19 protein-coding genes and 1 tRNA gene are annotated in these 18,047 nt (G+C 45.4%); 8 read left to right on the top strand and 12 right to left on the bottom strand.

Annotated elements, in window-relative coordinates; all coding sequences use genetic code 11:
- Positions 1-143 precede the first annotated feature (143 nt).
- From MHH63_RS17245 to MHH63_RS17255, 3 genes are read left to right on the top strand one after another with little or no spacing between them, the layout of a single operon-like run.
- A complete protein-coding gene (locus MHH63_RS17245) occupies positions 144-515 on the top strand; it encodes a GntR family transcriptional regulator (protein WP_036689422.1) in 372 nt (123 codons plus the stop codon).
- On the top strand, positions 512-1,402 hold the full coding sequence (locus MHH63_RS17250; RefSeq protein ID WP_076301198.1) for an ABC transporter ATP-binding protein: 891 nt from the start codon (positions 512-514) through the stop codon (positions 1,400-1,402). The genes MHH63_RS17245 and MHH63_RS17250 overlap by 4 nt, the downstream gene beginning before the upstream one ends.
- The gene (locus MHH63_RS17255) at positions 1,402-2,085 is read left to right on the top strand and encodes a hypothetical protein (protein ID WP_076186438.1); all 684 of its coding nucleotides are present in this window, start codon (positions 1,402-1,404) and stop codon (positions 2,083-2,085) included. The genes MHH63_RS17250 and MHH63_RS17255 overlap by 1 nt, the downstream gene beginning before the upstream one ends.
- A gap of 1,008 nt (positions 2,086-3,093) precedes the next feature.
- Here the strand turns inward: MHH63_RS17255 and MHH63_RS17260 are convergent.
- Positions 3,094-3,177: transfer RNA gene (locus MHH63_RS17260), tRNA-Leu, on the bottom strand.
- A gap of 182 nt (positions 3,178-3,359) precedes the next feature.
- Here MHH63_RS17260 and MHH63_RS17265 point away from each other — a divergent pair.
- Positions 3,360-3,806, top strand: a complete 447-nt coding sequence (locus MHH63_RS17265) for a hypothetical protein (protein ID WP_051491615.1) — start codon at positions 3,360-3,362, stop codon at positions 3,804-3,806.
- Between the two features lie 95 nt (positions 3,807-3,901).
- Here MHH63_RS17265 and MHH63_RS17270 read toward each other — a convergent pair whose 3' ends face one another.
- The 3 genes from MHH63_RS17270 to MHH63_RS17280 all read right to left on the bottom strand — a co-directional run bounded on the left by MHH63_RS17270 (position 3,902) and on the right by MHH63_RS17280 (position 5,227).
- Complete coding sequence (locus MHH63_RS17270; protein WP_076186635.1) at positions 3,902-4,120, bottom strand: hypothetical protein; 219 nt, start codon at positions 4,118-4,120, stop codon at positions 3,902-3,904.
- A 115-nt stretch (positions 4,121-4,235) separates the two neighbouring features.
- Positions 4,236-4,553, bottom strand: coding sequence for a hypothetical protein (locus MHH63_RS17275; protein WP_036689410.1), 318 nt, complete (start codon positions 4,551-4,553; stop codon positions 4,236-4,238).
- A gap of 101 nt (positions 4,554-4,654) precedes the next feature.
- The gene (locus MHH63_RS17280; protein ID WP_038569895.1) at positions 4,655-5,227 is read right to left on the bottom strand and encodes a xanthine phosphoribosyltransferase; all 573 of its coding nucleotides are present in this window, start codon (positions 5,225-5,227) and stop codon (positions 4,655-4,657) included.
- A 196-nt stretch (positions 5,228-5,423) separates the two neighbouring features.
- On the opposite strand from MHH63_RS17280, the gene MHH63_RS17285 reads away from it, so the two are divergent.
- Positions 5,424-6,545: a YkvI family membrane protein gene (locus MHH63_RS17285; RefSeq protein ID WP_076301199.1), complete on the top strand. Its 1,122-nt coding sequence runs from the start codon at positions 5,424-5,426 to the stop codon at positions 6,543-6,545.
- Here MHH63_RS17285 and MHH63_RS17290 read toward each other — a convergent pair.
- From MHH63_RS17290 to MHH63_RS17305, 4 genes are read right to left on the bottom strand one after another with little or no spacing between them, the layout of a single operon-like run.
- Complete coding sequence (locus MHH63_RS17290) at positions 6,532-7,968, bottom strand: ATP-binding protein (RefSeq protein ID WP_341171844.1); 1,437 nt, start codon at positions 7,966-7,968, stop codon at positions 6,532-6,534. The two genes, MHH63_RS17285 and MHH63_RS17290, sit on opposite strands and share 14 nt — an antisense overlap.
- Positions 7,965-9,770: an AAA family ATPase gene (locus tag MHH63_RS17295; protein ID WP_341171845.1), complete on the bottom strand. Its 1,806-nt coding sequence runs from the start codon at positions 9,768-9,770 to the stop codon at positions 7,965-7,967. The genes MHH63_RS17290 and MHH63_RS17295 overlap by 4 nt, the downstream gene beginning before the upstream one ends.
- Positions 9,760-11,112, bottom strand: a complete 1,353-nt coding sequence (locus tag MHH63_RS17300) for a metallophosphoesterase family protein (RefSeq protein ID WP_340975617.1) — start codon at positions 11,110-11,112, stop codon at positions 9,760-9,762. Before MHH63_RS17300 ends, MHH63_RS17295 begins: the two co-directional genes overlap by 11 nt.
- A 6-nt stretch (positions 11,113-11,118) precedes the next feature.
- Complete coding sequence (locus MHH63_RS17305; protein WP_076191391.1) at positions 11,119-12,255, bottom strand: glycosyltransferase family 4 protein; 1,137 nt, start codon at positions 12,253-12,255, stop codon at positions 11,119-11,121.
- Between the two features lie 157 nt (positions 12,256-12,412).
- On the opposite strand from MHH63_RS17305, the gene MHH63_RS17310 reads away from it, so the two are divergent.
- Entirely contained in the window at positions 12,413-13,813 is a 1,401-nt protein-coding gene (locus MHH63_RS17310) for an RsmB/NOP family class I SAM-dependent RNA methyltransferase (protein ID WP_341171846.1), read from the top strand.
- Positions 13,814-13,925: 112 nt separating this feature from the next.
- A complete protein-coding gene (locus tag MHH63_RS17315; protein WP_081383126.1) occupies positions 13,926-14,021 on the top strand; it encodes a sporulation protein YjcZ in 96 nt (31 codons plus the stop codon).
- A gap of 70 nt (positions 14,022-14,091) precedes the next feature.
- Here MHH63_RS17315 and MHH63_RS17320 read toward each other — a convergent pair whose 3' ends face one another.
- The 3 genes from MHH63_RS17320 to MHH63_RS17330 are packed head-to-tail and all read right to left on the bottom strand — an operon-like array spanning position 14,092 to position 16,305.
- Positions 14,092-14,682 carry a class I SAM-dependent methyltransferase gene (locus MHH63_RS17320; protein ID WP_339281926.1) on the bottom strand — a complete coding sequence of 197 codons (591 nt, stop codon included), beginning with the start codon at positions 14,680-14,682 and terminating at the stop codon, positions 14,092-14,094.
- A 15-nt stretch (positions 14,683-14,697) separates the two neighbouring features.
- Complete coding sequence (locus tag MHH63_RS17325) at positions 14,698-15,339, bottom strand: histidine phosphatase family protein (RefSeq protein WP_341171847.1); 642 nt, start codon at positions 15,337-15,339, stop codon at positions 14,698-14,700.
- Between the two features lie 27 nt (positions 15,340-15,366).
- Entirely contained in the window at positions 15,367-16,305 is a 939-nt protein-coding gene (locus MHH63_RS17330) for a ketopantoate reductase family protein (RefSeq protein WP_341171848.1), read from the bottom strand.
- A 163-nt stretch (positions 16,306-16,468) separates the two neighbouring features.
- Here MHH63_RS17330 and MHH63_RS17335 point away from each other — a divergent pair, with 163 nt between their 5' ends.
- Positions 16,469-17,038 (top strand): TetR/AcrR family transcriptional regulator, encoded by a 570-nt coding sequence (locus tag MHH63_RS17335; RefSeq protein ID WP_341171849.1) that lies wholly within the window; start codon positions 16,469-16,471, stop codon positions 17,036-17,038.
- On the opposite strand, the gene MHH63_RS17340 is transcribed toward MHH63_RS17335, so the two are convergent.
- The gene (locus tag MHH63_RS17340) at positions 17,029-18,030 is read right to left on the bottom strand and encodes an ABC transporter ATP-binding protein (RefSeq protein WP_340397919.1); all 1,002 of its coding nucleotides are present in this window, start codon (positions 18,028-18,030) and stop codon (positions 17,029-17,031) included. The two genes, MHH63_RS17335 and MHH63_RS17340, sit on opposite strands and share 10 nt — an antisense overlap.
- Between the last annotated feature and the right edge of the window lie 17 nt (positions 18,031-18,047).

Genomic DNA, 18,047 nt, shown 5'->3' on the forward strand with positions numbered 1-18,047 from the left:
AAATAAAAGGCTATCCAGAGCATTCTGGGCAGCCTTTATTTATGTGGATACAGCCCAAAATAATTAAAAATATTGACAATTAACTTCGTTGCATATATGGTTAATTACATAACTAACTAACCAATGAAGTTGGCGGTGAATACATGGGAAACTTAATGGATGATACACGACCGATATTTATGCAGATCGCCGAACGAATAGAAAATGACATCATCGAAGAAACACTGCTGGAGGAATCACAAGTTCCTTCGACAAATCAGTTTGCTGTTTTCTACCAGATCAATCCGGCTACAGCTGCGAAAGGTGTGAATTTGCTTGTGGATCAAGGGATATTGTACAAAAAACGAGGAATCGGTATGTTTGTGGCATCTGGAGCGCGTGCAGTATTGATGGAGAAGAGAAAAGAACAATTTTATGAACAGTATGTAGTAACCATGATCCGTGAAGCTGAAAAATTAGGAATTACGTTGGATCAATTAACAATTATGATTCAGAGGGGAGACAACAAGTCATGAATGAAGTTGTTGAAATCAAAGGATTGACTAAGTCATACGGAAATGTCACTGCCATCCATGAACTCAGTTTTTCTTTGGAGAAAAACAAGATATACGGGCTTCTCGGCAGAAACGGTGCAGGAAAAACCACAATAATGCATATGATCACAGCTCAGCTTTTCCCCACAAGTGGTGTCCTGAACGTATTTGGTGAACATCCGTACGAGAATAACCGGGTTCTCAGGCAGATTTGCTTCATTAAGGAAAGCCAAAGGTATCCGGACACGTACCGAATCATCGATGTACTGGAGGTATCCGAATTATTTTTTCCAAACTTTGATCGGGAATATGCTCACTCTTTAATCAAGGATTTCAATCTGCCATTAAAAAGAAGAATAAAAAAGCTATCCCGAGGTATGCTCTCGGCTGTAGGAATTGTAGTAGGTCTAGCCAGCCGTGCCCCGCTTACCATTTTTGACGAACCCTATTTAGGACTTGATGCTGTAGCTAGAAGCCTGTTTTACGATCGCCTAATTGAAGATTATGCTGAAAATCCACGCACAGTTGTTTTGTCCACCCATTTGATCGATGAGGTAAGTCAGCTTTTAGAGCATGTTATCGTCATCGACAACGGCAAGCTAATTATTAACGAAGATGCTGAAGCCCTTCGCGGGCAAGCTGTTACGGTAATCGGCGCGACAGCGAAGATCGAAGATTTTATCGCCGGCAAACAAGTCATTTCCCGCGAGTCTTTTGGCGGATTGCTTACGGCCACCATTATCGGTTTCAACGCGAAAGATCACGCACATGCTGAAAAGTTAGGCTTAGAGATCTCACCTGTATCTTTACAGCAATTAATCGTTCATCTCACAAATAAAAAAACTCTAGGAAAGGAAGTGACCGTGTAATGAATCCTACGGCAGGCATGATAAAAATGCATTTCAGAGATAAGTGGTTATGGTTGTATATGCCTTGGGTAATCTTGTTATCCAGCTTCTTGGTAAATGTCATCGTCGCTTCTTTCATCCAAGAACCAATCTATACCGGCGGTCTCGTCTCCATCTTCATTTATATGTTAATCACCGGTATACTCATTTTGGTGCAGACCTTCCCTTTTGCTCTGGGCTTAAGCCAACGAAGAACGGATTATTTCATAGGCACTTCCTTAATGGCTATTATAACTAGCGCCACCTACTCAATTCTCCTCTACCTGCTCGCAATCATTGAAAGCAAGCTTACGGGTGGCTGGGGTTTGGAACTACATTATTTTCATTTGCCCTTTTTAAATGATGGTAATGCCATGGAACAGCTGTGGATGTATTTTGTGCTCTTTCTTAATATGTTTTTTCTGGGGCTAATGATATCCAGCATCTTCCGGAGATTTGGCCGAAGCGGTTTGTTCATTTTCTCAGGGGCTATGTTTATCCTGTGCAGTCTCGGTGTATTATTAATGACCTATAATCAGTGGTGGGTAGACCTCTTCAACTGGTTTGCTGGATATACCGCATTTGAACTTGCTTTGTGGTCCATGCCTTTGACAGTTGTATACGCTCTTTTATCGTTTTTGATGCTGCGTAGAGCAACAGTGTAATTCATTATCCTATAAAAAAACAGGTGTGTCCCAAAAGCCATGCCGGGTGCACCTGTTTTCTTTCGTGTCTTAGACTTTGATCTAGACAACAAACTTTATTGGATTCGAGCATAGTTGCGCGTGCGATGGTACTATCGGATTTTGCGGGGCGAGTAGCTTAGAAGCAAACACAGTGTCGCTATTGCAGATATCGACGGGTCAAAACACAGATTAGTATTTCGCTAATCAGCGCGTCCGAAGGCTCTATCGGACTCCGCTGACCTTATTCGTGGTTTTAGAGCATTTTGGATTCTATCGGATCCAGCTGACCTTATTCGTGGCTTTAGAGCACATTTGGATTTTATCGAGCCAGCTGACCTTTTTCGTGGTTTTAGAGCACATTTGGATTCTATCGGACCCAGCTGACCTTATTCGTGGTTTTAGAGCACATTTGGATTCCTATCGGACCCTACAGTCGCTATTGGTATAAAAAATGCCTAATTCGTTCCTTTTTCCATGCAATAGCTGCACTGGGGTCCGATACTACGCTCAAAAGGCGATAAATGAGCAAATAGCTTCATCTGGGTCCGTTAGCCTCAGGTGATGATGACGACTCCGCGGGGCGAATAGCTTAGAAGCAAAATAAAAATTAGTATTTCTCCAATCTGCGCGTGGAGAGACGCTATCGGACCAACTGACTTTATTCGCAGCTTTAGAGCACATTTAGATTCCTATCGGACCACGTTGACCTTATTCGTACCATTAGGGCAGATTTGGATTCCTATCGGACCCCACAGTCGCTATTGGTATAAAAAACGCCAATTGTGATCCTTTTTCCATGCAATAGCTGCACTGGGGTCCGATACTACGTTCAAAAGGCGATAAATGAGCAAATAGCTTCATCTGGGTCCGTTAGCCTCAGGTGATGGTTCTTAGGATACCTTCCTCTTTCGCACTACCGTCTGCTGAAAAACATAAAAAAAGGATTATAGAACTGCTACTAGAGCAGTTCTATAATCCTTTTAGCTATGCGGTCAAGAGGACTCGAACCTCCACGATATTGCTACCACTGGCACCTGAAGCCAGCGCGTCTGCCAATTCCGCCATGACCGCGTATTATAATGACTCGCTTATTGCGGTCACAAGATAGATCATACCACGCTGAGAATTCCACGTCAATATATTTTCGTCGTTTTCTTATCATTCATTAATTTATGGATAATTATTGCTTTTGTTGCCGAATATAAGGTATAATGAGAACAAAAGTTCGCATAATATAAATGAGGTGATTTATAATGGCGACTACTAAGCTAAACACATCCATTATTGATGAAGAAGTAACTAAAGAAGAACTGTCCTTGGTCAGAAGCTATTTGCTGCTAACGTTTATTCATAAAGTTTTCGAACGTGACTGCCGTGTAATCAGTAGAAGCGGCCTGTTTAAGACCCCTCAGCTATATATGGAGCTCGTATCTGGTGCCACTAAGAAGACGTCACTAATGCTTCAAGAGGTTACGCGCGAGCTGAGCTCCCATGATTTGAAGATTACTACCGTTCGCCAAGATCAGCGAGGAGTCGAAGCCTTATATTCCTGCAGAGGATTTCAAGGAGAGATGAATATATTATGGCCAGGCTTCCGTAGAGAAATGATGCTGCGCATGCGCGCGTATCTTGGACTGTCCACAGAACTCTCCATACTCTCCAGAGAAGAGAATGCGTCTGAATTAGCTCTAACTATATAGTCCCAAATGACATTACAGAAACAGCTCCCGCCCAGTAGGGCGAGAGCTGTTTTGTATTATGAAGATTATTACTGCGGAAATTATTACTGTGAAGATTATATATTATCCGGATCTTGTCTTGGTTCACTAAATGGCTGGAATATATAATTGCGATCCAACTTCACTACTCGTCTATTCTGACGACGTATCATCACCTGAGAATCATCCCAAGCAAGAACTATCCCTTTTACATCGTTACTTTCCAAGCCATCACGCACTACACGAATTTTCTCACCGGAAATCCGATAGGCATCCAATTGCTCATCGCTAATCATCATTAATCCCTCCTGTCATAGCTTGTCCTATTTAGTCTCAGAAAAAAGACCCAAATGATAAATCATCTGGGTCTCATGTAGGCAATTAACGACTTGCATGTCTACTAAAGCATTCTTATATCAGCGCTTCATTCTTCTCAAACCAGAAGTCAAGAACTTTAGCGGACATCACACGTTGCTCCAGATACTCCACTTGGTTAGTTGTGAATTTCTCCCTCCACGGGAAGGATAACTCTTCGCACAAACCTTTGATTGTCAGAAGCTCTGACCAGGCTACATAGCGTTTGTACCAAAAAAACTGAGGATGTTCAATCATATAGGGATACAGATCGTCGAATTCCGTGTGTTTGCAATCCAGCGCACGCTCGAAATGATCCTTGGCCTCGGTTAATTTATCAATAAAAAATTGTTCAGTCACCGGTTCTTTCCCCATTGTGACGCCTCCTCCCTATGTCTAATTTTTATTATAAAGGAAAATCCATAGGGTGAAAAGCAGTTGTTTAAAAAATAGGCCTGTTCTTATTGCCAATTAGGTTATTCCCCAAATTCGATGGTGCCTCCATTTAGAGAGGTGATTCTTACGAGTGACTCCAGACGAATGCCTTGCTCTCTGATCGTCCGAGCCCCTGCCTGAAAGCTTTTTTCTACTACAACACCAAGACCAACTAGCTCAGCGCCAGAACGTTGAATGATCTTAATCAAGCCACGCGCTGCATCACCATTGGCAATAATATCATCAATAAAGAGGATTTTATCCTCTGGAGAGATGAACTGGCGAGACAACATAATATCGGTAACGATACCTTTTGTAAAAGACGGAACTCTTTCGCAAAGCGCATCCGGATCAGCTAACAGTGTTTTTTTGCGGCGTGCAAAAACTAGCGGCACCTTTAATTCATACGCGGTGGCAAATGCCACGGCAATGCCCGAGGATTCAACGGTCACAATACGTGTAATTCCTGAGTCCGCAAACCTCCCGGCAAACTCCCGTCCCATTTCCATCGTAAGCTGTGGATCAACCTGATGATTTAGCAGTGCATCCAGCTTCAGCACCTCATCCGAAACGACGACACCTTCTTCCAAAATCCGCTGTTTCAACACTTCCATGACTTTGAACCTCCAATACCCTTTATAATCGCAGACATTCCGTACAAATTAATCACTGATCATAAAGCAATTACGACGGAAGTCATGTCCTACTGATCCTCATCATAACCTGTACTATACAGAGTACACAAGGTTATCCTGCATAGCACTCGTTATGATTTTTCTTTAGCTTCGTAAAACTATTAGGAGGGGAGCCATGAAATCACATGTCCGAACATTACAGATCGCTTTCACTTATATTGGCACCATTGTAGGAGCCGGATTCGCCACCGGGCAGGAAATATTAAAATTCTTCACACGTTACGGGCACTGGGCAGTCCTGACCATCCTGCTCTCAACTATATTGTTCATATGGCTGGGTACAAAAATGATGGTCATTGCTCGGCGAATAGAAGCGGAATCCTATGAAGACTTTAACCGTCACCTCTTCGGCGAACAGGTCGGAAGCACCATCAGTTTGTTCACGATGGTCGTCCTGATCGGTGTAAACAGTATTATGCTTGCAGGGGCCGGCGCTATTTTTCAGGAGCATCTCGGACTTCATTATCAGACTGGACTACTTATCACATTGCTTGGTTCATACTTTCTGCTAAAACGAGGGATTTCCGGTATTCTGCAAATGAACAGTATTGTTGTTCCTTTAATGCTTACTCTGTCACTTATCATTATTTTTAATACTTTTCAAATTCCGGGAGCTGGAAGGTTCCTGTTCCTTGATAACGATCGCTCTCTCTTTGGGGCATGGATGTCACCGCTGCTCTACACCGCCTTTAATTTAGGGATGGCACAAGCTGTTTTAGTCCCAATGGCTCGTCACACAGAGGAAGAAAAATCCCTTGTATGGGGCGGTATTATTGGGGGTACCGGGATTGGTTTTATGTTGATTGCCGCACATTTCGCAATGAGCTCACAGATGCCAGGGATTCTCAAGTTTGAAATTCCGATGGGCAGCATCGCCGTCCGGTTGGGTACTGTAGTGCAAACTATATATCTGCTGCTGATCTTTTTGGAGATCTTCAGCACTTTTGTCGCCGATATTTATGGAGTAGCTGTACAGCTTAAGCAACGGCTTCCCCTATCAACTGCACTAATCACACCTCTTCTGATGTTGGTCTGCTATTTACTGAGCCAGTTTGGCTTTAGTTCACTTCTCTCGGTGTTCTACCCAATCTTCGGAGGCTTATCATTAGTCTGGGCTGTCAAGCTGCTGCGAACGCCATGGTCCACTCCACCAGGAGATAATACCTTATCGAACTCAAAGGAGAAGGGGAACAGTCTCGTATCTGTAAAACCAATCACCCGAACTACACGGAAATAACCGCTGCTGTAGGAATCATACGTGCTGCCGCTTCCGCCACATGCTTGTGACAGGTCATCATCACAATCTGGCGGGAGATCGACAGTTCTCCAAGAAGTCCAAGCACAGCATGAAGACGAGACTCATCAAAGTTAACGAAGAGATCATCGAATAACAGCGGCAGCGATACTTGCCGTGACATGGTCTCTGCCAATGCCAGCCGGATGGCAAGATACAGCTGTTCTGCCGTCCCTCGGCTGAGCAGTCCACTGTCCAGCAGTCCCCCGTCCTTGTGTTCAGCTTTCAGCTCTTTATGCCCTAGTGTCATAACAACCCTTTTGTATTCCCCTTCCGTCAGCTTGGAGAAATAATCTGAGGCAAGCAGTAATACCTGTGGCTGCTTCTCCTGCTCATACACACGGCGAGTTCGCCCGATTAGTTCGGCAGTTATCGCTGCCACTGCATATTTATCAGCCACGATCCGCAAGGCTGCTCTCTGCTCTTCCAGTTGCTGAATAACGGAATCCTCCACGCAGCGCTCCTTCAAATACTCCCTTTCCTGAAGCAGCTTGCCTCGTTGCTCCAGCAGGGTGTTCCAACCCTCTTCCTGCCGTTCCATCAATTCTTCAGCCAATGACCGCTCCAGCTGCAATGCTTCCGCATCATGATAATTTAATAATTCCAGCAGAGCAGCAACCCGCTCCTCCTCCCAACCACCGAACATAGCAAGCTCCCACTGGCGAATCAATTTATTCAGATCACTGCGCCGCTGCACAGCTGCTGACCTGCGTAAGAAATCCTCTCCACCAGTCGCCCCGCCTTCCTGTATCAGAAGCTCACGCTGTTCTCTCAGCTCACCTAATATCCTGTGGCTCTCCTTGAGTTCTTCATCCACATCCTGCAATCTTGACTGAATAGTTTCCCGGCGAATCAAGTCCTTTTTCAGATCATCCCATGCTCTTTTTCGCAGTTCCAGCCAGCTTAGTAAGGTTAATGCAGATACTCGTTTCCCCTCTTGCGGATCTATTTCAAAGCCAGCTGCCGCTACACCAGACTCGTCGCCAAGATCAGCACCCGACTCATAAATAAGAGCGAGCAGCTCCTCCTCAAACACGTTACATTCTGCTTCCAGCTCCTTCAATCGTAAGGAGAGTTTATTCTCTTGGCGCAGCAGCTCATTCCCTTGTTCAACCATAGCAAAAATATCCGGCAGCCCTTCAGGAGATAATCCTTCAGGCAACCTGCGTTGGCGAAGCCATTCTTCATATTGCTCAGCCGTTTCCGTGAATGCCGCCTCCGCCCGGTGCATTTCTTCAGCGAGCAGCTTCTCTTGGCCTGCCAGCGTCTCCAGCTCCGTGCGGCAGGCATCACGCTCGGCGGCATAGCGTTCGATGCGCTGCCGCCAAGCTGACCAAGCCTCCATGAGCCTGCGAAGCTCCCTCATGGAGGCCTCCAGCCCGCCTGCGTCAGGGCTGGACCCCAGGGCGGCCGTCCGCCGCCCCGGCACAATGCTCTCCGGCTCCGCCCCGGAGAGCAGCTGCCCCGCAGCCGCAGCATCTCGGCTGCGGCTGCGCTGACGTCCCCGCCATGCTCTGGCGGGGACGCTTCCGGCCGGCGCGCTCCGCGCAAGCCGGCCCAAAGGGCCAGATCGGCCGCGCCCAGCAGGCCGATCGCAAGCACGGCGCTGGCCGGCGGAGCACCGGTCAGCCACAGCGCTGCGGGCAGCAGCACGGTTAGTGCTGCCCCGGCCCACAGCAGGCGCCGGTAGAGCGCGGCCATGCGCTTCGCGCCAAGGCCGTCACTTCCGGCGCCGCGCGCTGGCCCTTCGCTGAGCTGCGCTTCGCGCCAGCGTTCGGCCGCCTGCTGCAGCTCGTCCCACAGCTGCAGCACTTCACGGGCGCTGCGCGGAGCCAGCTGCGCAAAAGCTTCCGCGCCGGTAGCGTGCTCACGCGCCAGCGCCCGTTCTGCTGCTTGGAGCGACGCTGAGGCAGCGGCCAAACGGGAGCGCAACGACTGCCGCGTTGCACCCTCCGCCTCCATGCGGCGGTCATAACTAGCGAACGCCGCCGCAAACTTCCGTGCAGCTTCACGATCCGCCGCTGTCCCAGAGAATGAAGTCAGCTCTGCAGGGCCCCAGCTCACATCAATGCCGCGCAGAATTCGCCGCAAATGCTCATTCAGCGCCGTTAATTCTCCCTCAAGCCGCTGTCTTTCCGTTCTACGGTTCTCGTAACTGCTCCGATGCCGGTCCAGCCGCTCTAAAACAGGCCCCTGCGCTGCTAATACTTCATCTGGAGGGTTCTTTGCCAGTTCAATAGTAAGCTCGCTTAGAAGACGTTCATAACGTACTACTGATCCCTGTGCATTACGAATTTCTCCTTCAACCGCCTGAAAGCGAGTTGCCCCTTCTTCAGGAAAGGCTGAAATCAATGGCAATCCTTGCAGCTCTAGCTGAGCCTCGCTCCACTTTAACCACAGCTCACGGACTTCCTGTGCTTTTCGAAACATCACTAGCTGCTCTCCAGTGAGCTTGCGCTGTTGCTCCAATTCATCTAGCTCCGACTCCGTTACCCTCAATGCTACTATATTATCGTTATATCGCGGAAGATAAGAACGGCTCTCAACCATTTGTCGCTCAAGCTTTTCAATGGCTTGCACAACTTTTGCTGCTTCTTGCAGCTTGCCACGAGGTTTGTACAGCTTCTCAGCTTCCTGCACCAAACGGCGTTCCGCACGCATGATTGCACCGCCACCGCCCATACCTGCATGAAAAAGAAAGCTGCTCATCTCCTCAGATTGAAGGGCAGCAAGCTCCTGCAGCTCGTCCAGTGAAACTGCGAACAATTGCTGGAACATACTCCTAGAGATCCCCCCAAGTAAATGTCGTTCCATTTCAGCTTGTCCCAGCTCTTGAGTCATTTCATTTGGATGATTTACTGTAATGTTCAGCTTTTCATTTCTTCCTGATCCCTCAGCACCTGAAGCAAAACGGCGAATGGTCCACAAACCATCATTACTGTCACGTAGCTTCAAGGTTCCCCCATGCAATCCGCCTTGCATAGGTTCATACCTTTCCAAGGGATTTCCACGGCTTGGAATTCCAAACAGCATAGAGCGTATGAATTGCAGTGCCGTACTTTTTCCTGCTTCATTACGCCCATAAAGTACGGTCACTCCCTGCGTTAAATGAATCTCTCGATTGTGAAGACGCCCGAAGCCATTGATATGCAAATGTTCAATTCTCATCGTTTTGCCCTCCGGATTGTTGATACGAAAGACTTTCCGCCGCTTCAACAGTATCATCCATCCCGCCAAGCATCGTGATTCCCTGCTCTGCTGCAGCACGTAGCCAGCTCAATTTCTCTTCTTGACTAGTCATAGACAACAGCTTTCGCAGCTCCTGATTCTCCAATAGCGGTTTAAGCGCACTATTTAATAGTTCTTCGAGCGCTTCCGGGGAATGTTCCGTATGCTCTGCAATGCGCAGCATTTCTCCAAGAAAACTATCCTCTTCCAATAAGCGTTGGCGATCAATAGCCAAACCGGACTCTATAGCGAACCCTTCCGTCCAGACAAGCCCTTTATAATCTTTACGCTCAGCCCTAATCGCCTCACGGCGCTGGAGTTCAGACAGCAAATCCTCTGCTGCCCCTTTTTCAGCCAATACTTTATGTACGTCCCCTCGCCCAATCAGACGAAATCTGACCACCGACATGAGCTCCGGGAGCTCCGCGCGGATGTCTTCAATAACCTGCTCCACTTTCTGTATCCATTCAGCTTCATTGCTTAATCCTTCTATAGATAAGTCTCTAACCTGCCAGCGAACGAAATCCAGTTCATGAAATTGCAGAGTGGATCTTCCAGCCTCATCTACATCCACAATATAACAACCTTTAGCTCCGGTTTCCTTAATGCTGCGCCCTTGTATATTCCCTGGATACACAATCACAGGCTTTTCATGCAATACACTACGTTTATGAATATGTCCAAGCGCCCAATAATCAAACCCCCGTTCGATAAGGTCCCTGCGACTGCAAGGAGAATAGGTCTCATGCAGCAAATCACCGTCTACATTGCCATGCAGCATCGCAATATGAAACAGGCGGCTGCCAGGTTTACGAGAAAAGGTTACAGCCGTGTTGTTTGAAACTTTCGCCGTTGGGTAAGAGATTCCACTAACGATGGCAACTTCTTGGCCATCTATACGGCGGTAAGCTGTAGCGTGTTCTGGCTTCTCTCCGCCAAATACGGTAACATGCCTTGGCATTTCCGTTGTCAGACGCAGTCCGTCAAGCGGATCGTGGTTGCCATGAATCAGGAACACGTGAATCCCATGCTCACCGAGTTCTTTGAGCGCTTCCTGAAATCGCAGCTGTCCCTGTAATGATGCATCTGAAACATCATACACGTCTCCACTAATGACAATAAAATCAACGTTCTCTTGGATCGCAACGCGGACAAGCCGCCCGAGGGCGGCAAAGGTAGACTCACGTAAATAAGCACGAATGGCTGGCGAAATATGCGCCAGCCCGGCAAAACGGCTATCCAGATGTAAATCAGCAGTATGCAGAAAGCGAAATGGAATCATAGGTGCTCACCCTTTCGTTCCTGAAGGATACTGTAAATAGGTTTTTTTAAGTTCATTAGCAACTCGTGTCAACGAATATAGGCTTTTGGCTTTATCCCATGCGGAACGTGAAAGCTCATAACGATAAGCCGGATCAGATATCACCTTCTCTAATGCGTCAGCAAGAGCAATCTCATCGTCAGGACTGACCAATAAACCATTCACACCATCTTCAATCTGCTCCGGTATTCCGCCCACATTTGTCCCCACTAAAGCCAGGCAGCTAAGTGCCGCTTCCGCAAACACTGAACCGAACGCCTCCGCCCGAGAGGGCAATACGAAAATATCAAAGAATGGCATGAATTCTTCAGGGTGCAGCGTATATCCGTAAAAGATCGTTTCATTATAGATCCCTAAATGTTGGGCCATCTTTTCCAGATCTGCACGTGAAGGACCGTCGCCAATAATATGCAGTACATACTCATGGCCGCGATTTTTAAGCTCCGCGCAAGCGTTGAGTAATATATCTATTCCTTTGGCCGGAACCAGACGTGTCACGGTCACTAGCTGCGGAATAGCGTTATCATGCGGAACAGGCTTAAATCTTTTTTCATCAAAACCATTCGGTATAACACCTATATTAGAAGGATCAATAATATAAGGGGCCACATACTCTGCAAAAGATCGCGACACCGTCATTAATCGATCACTAACATGCTCAAGTTCACGATAAAGTGAGACTAGAAAACGATGCTCCAAGCCATCCTCGGAAATCGCTCCATTTAGAATCAATTCTCGCTCGTAACTGGAATGCAGGGTATGAATTAACGGAGTATCAGGGAACACTTTTTTCATCGCTAAGCCAGCAATCGGATGATGAGAATGAATAAGATCATAAGGCTTACTCATCCGCAGTTTTGTCCACCATAAATAATCACGATAGGTCTGAATATATTTCTGAACGATCGGACTTTCTCCATACTGCGTCCAATCAAACGTCTCGAATATTACTTCCTCATGCCCCTTATTGCGAATCCGCTTAGGCAGCCAAAACAAATCCATCTCCCAACGGCTTGAACGGAATCTTTCCTGAAGATAAGGGATCATAGATGATACACCACCGGGTTGCTCCGGCGGGAAGAAGAGCGCTTGCAGCAAATTCATATGGTACATCCCCTTTACAATTGCCCTGTGTACTGTAAGACTCGGCAATTATGATATAGTTGAATATATGTAGAATTTCAGGTACGATTACGTTCCCCATACCTTGATTTTATCGGTATAAACATGAAACAGCAACTAAGAAAAAGGAGAATGATCTATGAAGGAAGAACAGCTGCCTGCCTCTTACACCGCATCTATTAAAGAAATGCTGGGGCAAGAGGCAGATGCTTTTCTAGAAAGTTATTCAGCACCACGAACTCAAGGACTGCGCTTTAATCCGCTAAAAAGCACCTCAGCCATAGGCCAAGTTGCGGTGGACCGTACAGTCTCACAATTTAATTTGAAGCCTATCCCATGGTGCCAGGGCGGGTTTTATTATGATGAGCCCGCTCGACCAGGCAGACATCCTTACCATGCAGCTGGACTATATTATATTCAGGAGCCTTCCGCAATGTCCGCAGCTGAACTGCTGGCACCTAAACCCGGTGAAACCGTCCTCGATCTTGCAGCAGCCCCTGGAGGTAAAACTACGCATATCGCTGGTTTAATGCAGGGACAAGGCCTCTTAATCTCTAATGAAATCCATCCGGAACGCGCAAAAATTCTAGCAGAGAACGTTGAACGTCTGGGCATTAAGAATACCCTCGTAACCTGTGCAACACCAGAACAGCTATCTGCGCGTTTCCCGCAAGCTTTTGACCGAATTATGCTGGATGCTCCTTGTTCTGGAGAAGGCATGTTCCGAAAAGATCCAAAAGCCATTCAAGAATGGTCTCCTGCTCATGTAGTTATGTGCGCAGCGAGACAATGGGATATCCTGCAAGACGCCTACATTATGCTTAAACCAGGGGGTACTTTAGCTTACTCTACCTGCACCTTTAACCGTCAAGAGAATGAAGAAACCATTGCTCGATTGACGGCTAGTTACCCCGATATGGAACTACTCACCTGCAAACGCCTTTGGCCGCATTTAGAAAAGGGCGAAGGTCACTTTGTTGCACTCCTGCGTAAGCAAATTGACACTGTATCCGTGAATGACGATGCCAACCGCAACGCCAAAAAACGCCGAAGCAAAAACAACCCAAAAACTAATTCTTCTGTACGTGATGCCTACCAGCTTTTTCAAGACTGGGCTGCGGTAGAACTGCCTGGTCTTTCATGCCAAGGTGTACCCCTGCTCTTCGGTGAATCTCTTTATTTGCTGCCAGAATCCTTTAATGGCAACCTCCATACCGGGCTGCTGGACGGACTGCGTATTCCACGAGCTGGACTACATATTGCCCATTTGAAGAAAAATCGGATTGAACCTGCTCATGCATTAGCTATGGCACTTCAGCCCCTACAAGCATCACGAAGCTTTGATCTCAGCAGTGAGGGCCCGGAAATACATGCTTGGCTCCGCGGTGAAAGCCTGCCTGTCCCCAGCGAATTACATGGATGGACGCTTGTAACTTTAGATGGTTTGCCAATTAGTTGGGGCAAGGCGAGTTTAGGCCAGCTTAAAAATCATCTCCCTAAAGGATTACGTATCCTAAAAGCCCATATTGACGAGCAATAGGCCATAGACCAGTGCAACAGGCCCTCTTCGGCATATGATGTCATTATCTCAGAAAGCTGCGACACCAGTCACAGCAATTGAGAAGAAGACATAAGTTGAGGAGGAATAAATCATGGGTGAATTTCAAGGAGGAGCTTTCACTTCGACCGGAGCGATTTTGGTACTTTTCATCTTGCTGGTCATCATTTCCCGTTCGTTGTTTGTTTAAAACCTTCCCGGCTTAATTAGCTGGTGAAACGAAGCGGCTGTGTCGTCCTTTTTTGGGCGGTGCGGCCGCTTTATTTCTTTCCGACATAACATCTCCATTTGTTATTCTCGTGAATATTTACCGTCTGAAAGCCCGATTTCCATAATAACTGCTCCATCTCTTCGTTCTTAGTGAATTGCTTCATATGATAATTGATTTTATAGATCTCAGAAATAATAACAAATGTACCGCCTGCTATCAGCACCCTAAATGCTTCACTTATATCTTGTTCGAGGTCCGGCCAGAAATAATGCGTCTGAATCGCTGTGATCGTCCCAAAAAATCCATCGTTGTACGGTAACGCCGACACATCTCCCTGACTAATCCTCACCCTACCAGCGGCAACAGCCTTATTGTTTTTTTGAATAGATGTCTCTACAGCTTGTTGTGAGTAATCTATGCCGTAAATTTCATGTTGTTTATTTTGTTTTGCTAAAGTATGTATAGTTTGACCGCCACCACAGCCTATGTCCAGGATAGGAGTGCCGCTCTTGATTTCTATTTTTCTAAGCCCCCATGTTGTGATGCTGGTATGTGCCTGATTCATGATTTTGATCATGATATTTCCTACGAACCCTCTAGGATTCTTGGCTTGCTCAATCAGCGCATTCAATAAACCCATATTTGTACCTCCCAATCAATTGGCCATACCAGCAGCCTGATCCCTTGATATATGTTCCGTAAGATTTTCTGCTGTAACTGCCCACTTATCTGCTTGATACTCTATTTTATGAATACTAGTATATGAAGTCGGGAAATGAGCATTCTTATTCGTCCACGTTAGCCCTTTTAAAATATGGTATATAACATTAATTACGCCACCATGAGTGACCATAATTACATTTTCATTTGGATCAGTACTCTCCAGTTCATTACATAGTTTTGAGAAACTTGAACTTATTCGCGCAAAAAATTCCTGAGGACTTTCTCCTCCTGGAAATCTCTCATCCATTCTTAAAGCCGAGAAATAAAGACCCGGGTATCGTTCATTTGCGATTTCATGGGGCATTCCAGCGATTACACCATTGTTCGTTTCTCTCCAATACTGGCTGCTTTCAACAGGCAAATTAAGCTCTCTGGCGATCTCATTTGCTGTATCTAACGCACGTTGCAAATCACTACAAAGAATACGGGTTATGTTAAAGCTAGATTGATTTTCCTTAAGATAATATCCAAGACGTTCGGCTTGTCTATATCCCTCTACTACAAGTCCACGTTGACTCCAACCCCCACGAAAACCTTCTTCATCTATTCCATGCCTTATAAAATATATAGCCATCGATTGTATACCTCCTGAACAAGATTGTTATACATTTGCATTAAACTTCGAAAACGCTTGTTTTTTAAGTTGATCCCAATTGGGCGTTGCGATGTTTGCTTGTTGCTTCAAAATATCAAATGAATCAAACAAAGCTGCTATTTCGCTGAAAGAACCGTCCACTAATTTCATAAACGGTAATTTATGAATTATTGTCAGACCATAATATACAGCCTGCTTGTGCTTTCGAACAAAGTTGACTTGCCCTGCTGGAGTGACAGTATAACCTAATTGCTCCATGATTTGAAACCCCTCGTCCATTACTGAAATGGCTTGTTTTAATAGCTTCTTATCTTTGGATACCTTTTTCAAATCCCCGTCATGCAGATAACTAAGGGAGTTCAAAGCCACTATAGGCACGATATGACTTTTGAGCCAAGCATCCATATCCTCATGATAAGTTAGCTTATACTTAACATTTTTAAACGCATCATCCAGTACAGGCTTTATTGGAATCTCACCGTCTAAACTGCCAAGTACCATTTGCCCTCCTGCGTGTATTTTGATAACGCGACCGCTCGTTTCCCGAATTCCTGCACTAAGCTGAAATCCGAAGAGTATATTTTTCCTCACATTGCTCACTTCCTGTAGATCCTTTTGCATGCCAGGAGCATCGCCATTGTTCCCCACAAGAATTATATTCTGACTCTGATTCTCAGCTAGAATAGGTAGCACAGATGGAAAATCATTATATTTCATAACAACAAAAATAAGATCATAGAGATCATCGGATCTAAGCGTAGAGATGACCTTTACTGTATCCACAGTGTTTTTATTTTGAAAATAATGGCGAAGCACAAGTCCGTCTTTCGTCAATTGCTCTGCTCGCTTCCCTCTGGCAAGCATGGTGACATCATTTCCCCCACGCACTAGAACATGTGCAAGATAGCTGCCTAATACTCCCGCTCCAAAAACTAAAACTCTCATATTTAACTCCTCTATCCCTTTTTAGACATTTGTTGAATTTTGATCAACTGTTCGATAAAATCAGATTATCACATCTCCGGTAGGGTTCAATCGTTAGTTTGATCGATTTTGTTGATTTTTCAACAGAATACAATACATTGTTTAATAAAAAGGGAGTCTTACCATGGACAGAAGAATTAAAAAAAACCAAACAGCCATCATGAATGCATTAATTCAACTGATGGCTGAAAAAGATTTTGAAAAAATAACGATCAACGAAATCGCAGAGCGCGCTGATGTAAACCGCGGAACGATTTATTCCCATTATGCGGATAAATACGATCTGATGGATAAATGTCTGGAGGCTCAGATCCGGCAACTAATCGAAAGCTGCTCCGCAGTGGAGGATGAAACCGAACCTAATCCCTCGAAGGCGTCATTGCTCCGCACGCTGGAACAATTGGAGGAGAATGCTCTCTTTTATAAGACTTTATTAAGAAACAAAGCTTTACTCTCCTTTAGAAACCAATTACAAGAAATGATAAATGAGCAGATTAAGGTACAATTTTCAGAAAACAATTTTAACCTGGATGAGCTGAGTAAAGATATATCTGTGCAATTTTTGAGTTCGGCGACTGTCGGAGTGATTGAATGGTGGTTTACTCATAGTAATCCTTGCTCTGCAAAAGAGATCACTGAAAAGTTATGGTCCATGCTCGATCTAAATCTGCAGATGATCCGTTCTCAAGCTTGAATATGCTCTCCCGTATCCATCTCATAAATGGAGCTGATGATTTTTTCAATGGGAATCTCTTTAATAGATATATCAAGGATCTCTACCTTTTCGCTAAGAATATGCAGAAACTCGCCCATTTTACATTGCTCGGTATCGATCAGCAGCTCCACTTCGTAATCCGATATTCTTTCCGATATCAGAGTCCCAGGCAGATCAATATCTCCAATAGTTGTGGCGGCTGAAAGCCTAACTACTTTTTTGGCGCCCAGATGCAGTCGAAGTTCAGAAAACTTGTCGTCATATACTTTTTTCCCTTGATGAATTATAAGTACTCTTTGAACCAAACGCTCTACATCTTCCAAGTCATGTGTTGTCAGAATAAATGTGGTGCCTTCCTGATTCATTTGCTTAATGAATTCTCTGATTCTTTGTTTAGCTATCACATCCAGCCCGATCGTCGGCTCATCCAAAAAAACCACAGGTGGTGAATGAAGCATCGCCATAATAAACTCGCATTTCATTCGTTCTCCCAGGGAAAGGGTGCGTGTGGGTTTAGTGATAATATCGCCAATCTCAAACATGTTTACAAATCGGTCTAGTCTTGTACGAAAGTCGTTCGTAGGAATATCATAGATTTCCTTGTTCATATAAAAGCTATCCAAAGGGGGTATGTCCCATATTAACTGCGATTTCTGTCCGAACAATACCCCGATTTGTTTTACATATTGATTTTTCTGCTTATGAGGGTTGTACCCTAGAACATTTATTTCGCCCGAGGTAGGATAAAGGACGCCTGTCAGCATTTTAATAGTCGTAGATTTCCCCGCACCGTTTGGACCCAGAATGCCAATGATTTCTCCTTTTCCAACACTGAACGAAAGATCTTCTACAGAGGTAATGATCGATTTTTCACGGTGAAACAGACTTTTAAATACGCTTTTTGCATCTTGTCCACGGTGATAGGTTTCATATTGCTTGGTTAAGTTCTTGACGGTAATAATAATGTCCAAGTGAAATTCTCCTTCTT

The organism is Paenibacillus sp. FSL H3-0310, assembly GCF_038002785.1.
GTDB classification, from domain to species: Bacteria; Bacillota; Bacilli; order Paenibacillales; family Paenibacillaceae; genus Paenibacillus_AQ; species Paenibacillus_AQ odorifer.

What these genes read in the sequence shown, in the direction of transcription:
- MHH63_RS17250 (WP_076301198.1), top strand. Translation starts at nt 512, where the DNA reads ATGAATGAAGTTGTTGAAATCAAAGGATTGACTAAGTCATACGGAAAT.
- MHH63_RS17280 (WP_038569895.1), bottom strand. Translation starts at nt 5,227, where the DNA reads ATGGAAGTGTTGAAACAGCGGATTTTGGAAGAAGGTGTCGTCGTTTCG.
- MHH63_RS17330 (WP_341171848.1), bottom strand. Translation starts at nt 16,305, where the DNA reads ATGAGAGTTTTAGTTTTTGGAGCGGGAGTATTAGGCAGCTATCTTGCA.
- MHH63_RS17245 (WP_036689422.1), top strand. Translation starts at nt 144, where the DNA reads ATGGGAAACTTAATGGATGATACACGACCGATATTTATGCAGATCGCC.
- MHH63_RS17310 (WP_341171846.1), top strand. Translation starts at nt 12,413, where the DNA reads ATGAAGGAAGAACAGCTGCCTGCCTCTTACACCGCATCTATTAAAGAA.
- MHH63_RS17305 (WP_076191391.1), bottom strand. Translation starts at nt 12,255, where the DNA reads ATGAATTTGCTGCAAGCGCTCTTCTTCCCGCCGGAGCAACCCGGTGGT.
- MHH63_RS17320 (WP_339281926.1), bottom strand. Translation starts at nt 14,682, where the DNA reads ATGGGTTTATTGAATGCGCTGATTGAGCAAGCCAAGAATCCTAGAGGG.
- MHH63_RS17255 (WP_076186438.1), top strand. Translation starts at nt 1,402, where the DNA reads ATGAATCCTACGGCAGGCATGATAAAAATGCATTTCAGAGATAAGTGG.
- MHH63_RS17325 (WP_341171847.1), bottom strand. Translation starts at nt 15,339, where the DNA reads ATGGCTATATATTTTATAAGGCATGGAATAGATGAAGAAGGTTTTCGT.
- MHH63_RS17270 (WP_076186635.1), bottom strand. Translation starts at nt 4,120, where the DNA reads ATGATTAGCGATGAGCAATTGGATGCCTATCGGATTTCCGGTGAGAAA.
- MHH63_RS17290 (WP_341171844.1), bottom strand. Translation starts at nt 7,968, where the DNA reads ATGAGGGAGCTTCGCAGGCTCATGGAGGCTTGGTCAGCTTGGCGGCAG.
- MHH63_RS17285 (WP_076301199.1), top strand. Translation starts at nt 5,424, where the DNA reads ATGAAATCACATGTCCGAACATTACAGATCGCTTTCACTTATATTGGC.
- MHH63_RS17295 (WP_341171845.1), bottom strand. Translation starts at nt 9,770, where the DNA reads ATGAGAATTGAACATTTGCATATCAATGGCTTCGGGCGTCTTCACAAT.
- MHH63_RS17275 (WP_036689410.1), bottom strand. Translation starts at nt 4,553, where the DNA reads ATGGGGAAAGAACCGGTGACTGAACAATTTTTTATTGATAAATTAACC.
- MHH63_RS17300 (WP_340975617.1), bottom strand. Translation starts at nt 11,112, where the DNA reads ATGATTCCATTTCGCTTTCTGCATACTGCTGATTTACATCTGGATAGC.
- MHH63_RS17335 (WP_341171849.1), top strand. Translation starts at nt 16,469, where the DNA reads ATGGACAGAAGAATTAAAAAAAACCAAACAGCCATCATGAATGCATTA.
- MHH63_RS17315 (WP_081383126.1), top strand. Translation starts at nt 13,926, where the DNA reads ATGGGTGAATTTCAAGGAGGAGCTTTCACTTCGACCGGAGCGATTTTG.
- MHH63_RS17265 (WP_051491615.1), top strand. Translation starts at nt 3,360, where the DNA reads ATGGCGACTACTAAGCTAAACACATCCATTATTGATGAAGAAGTAACT.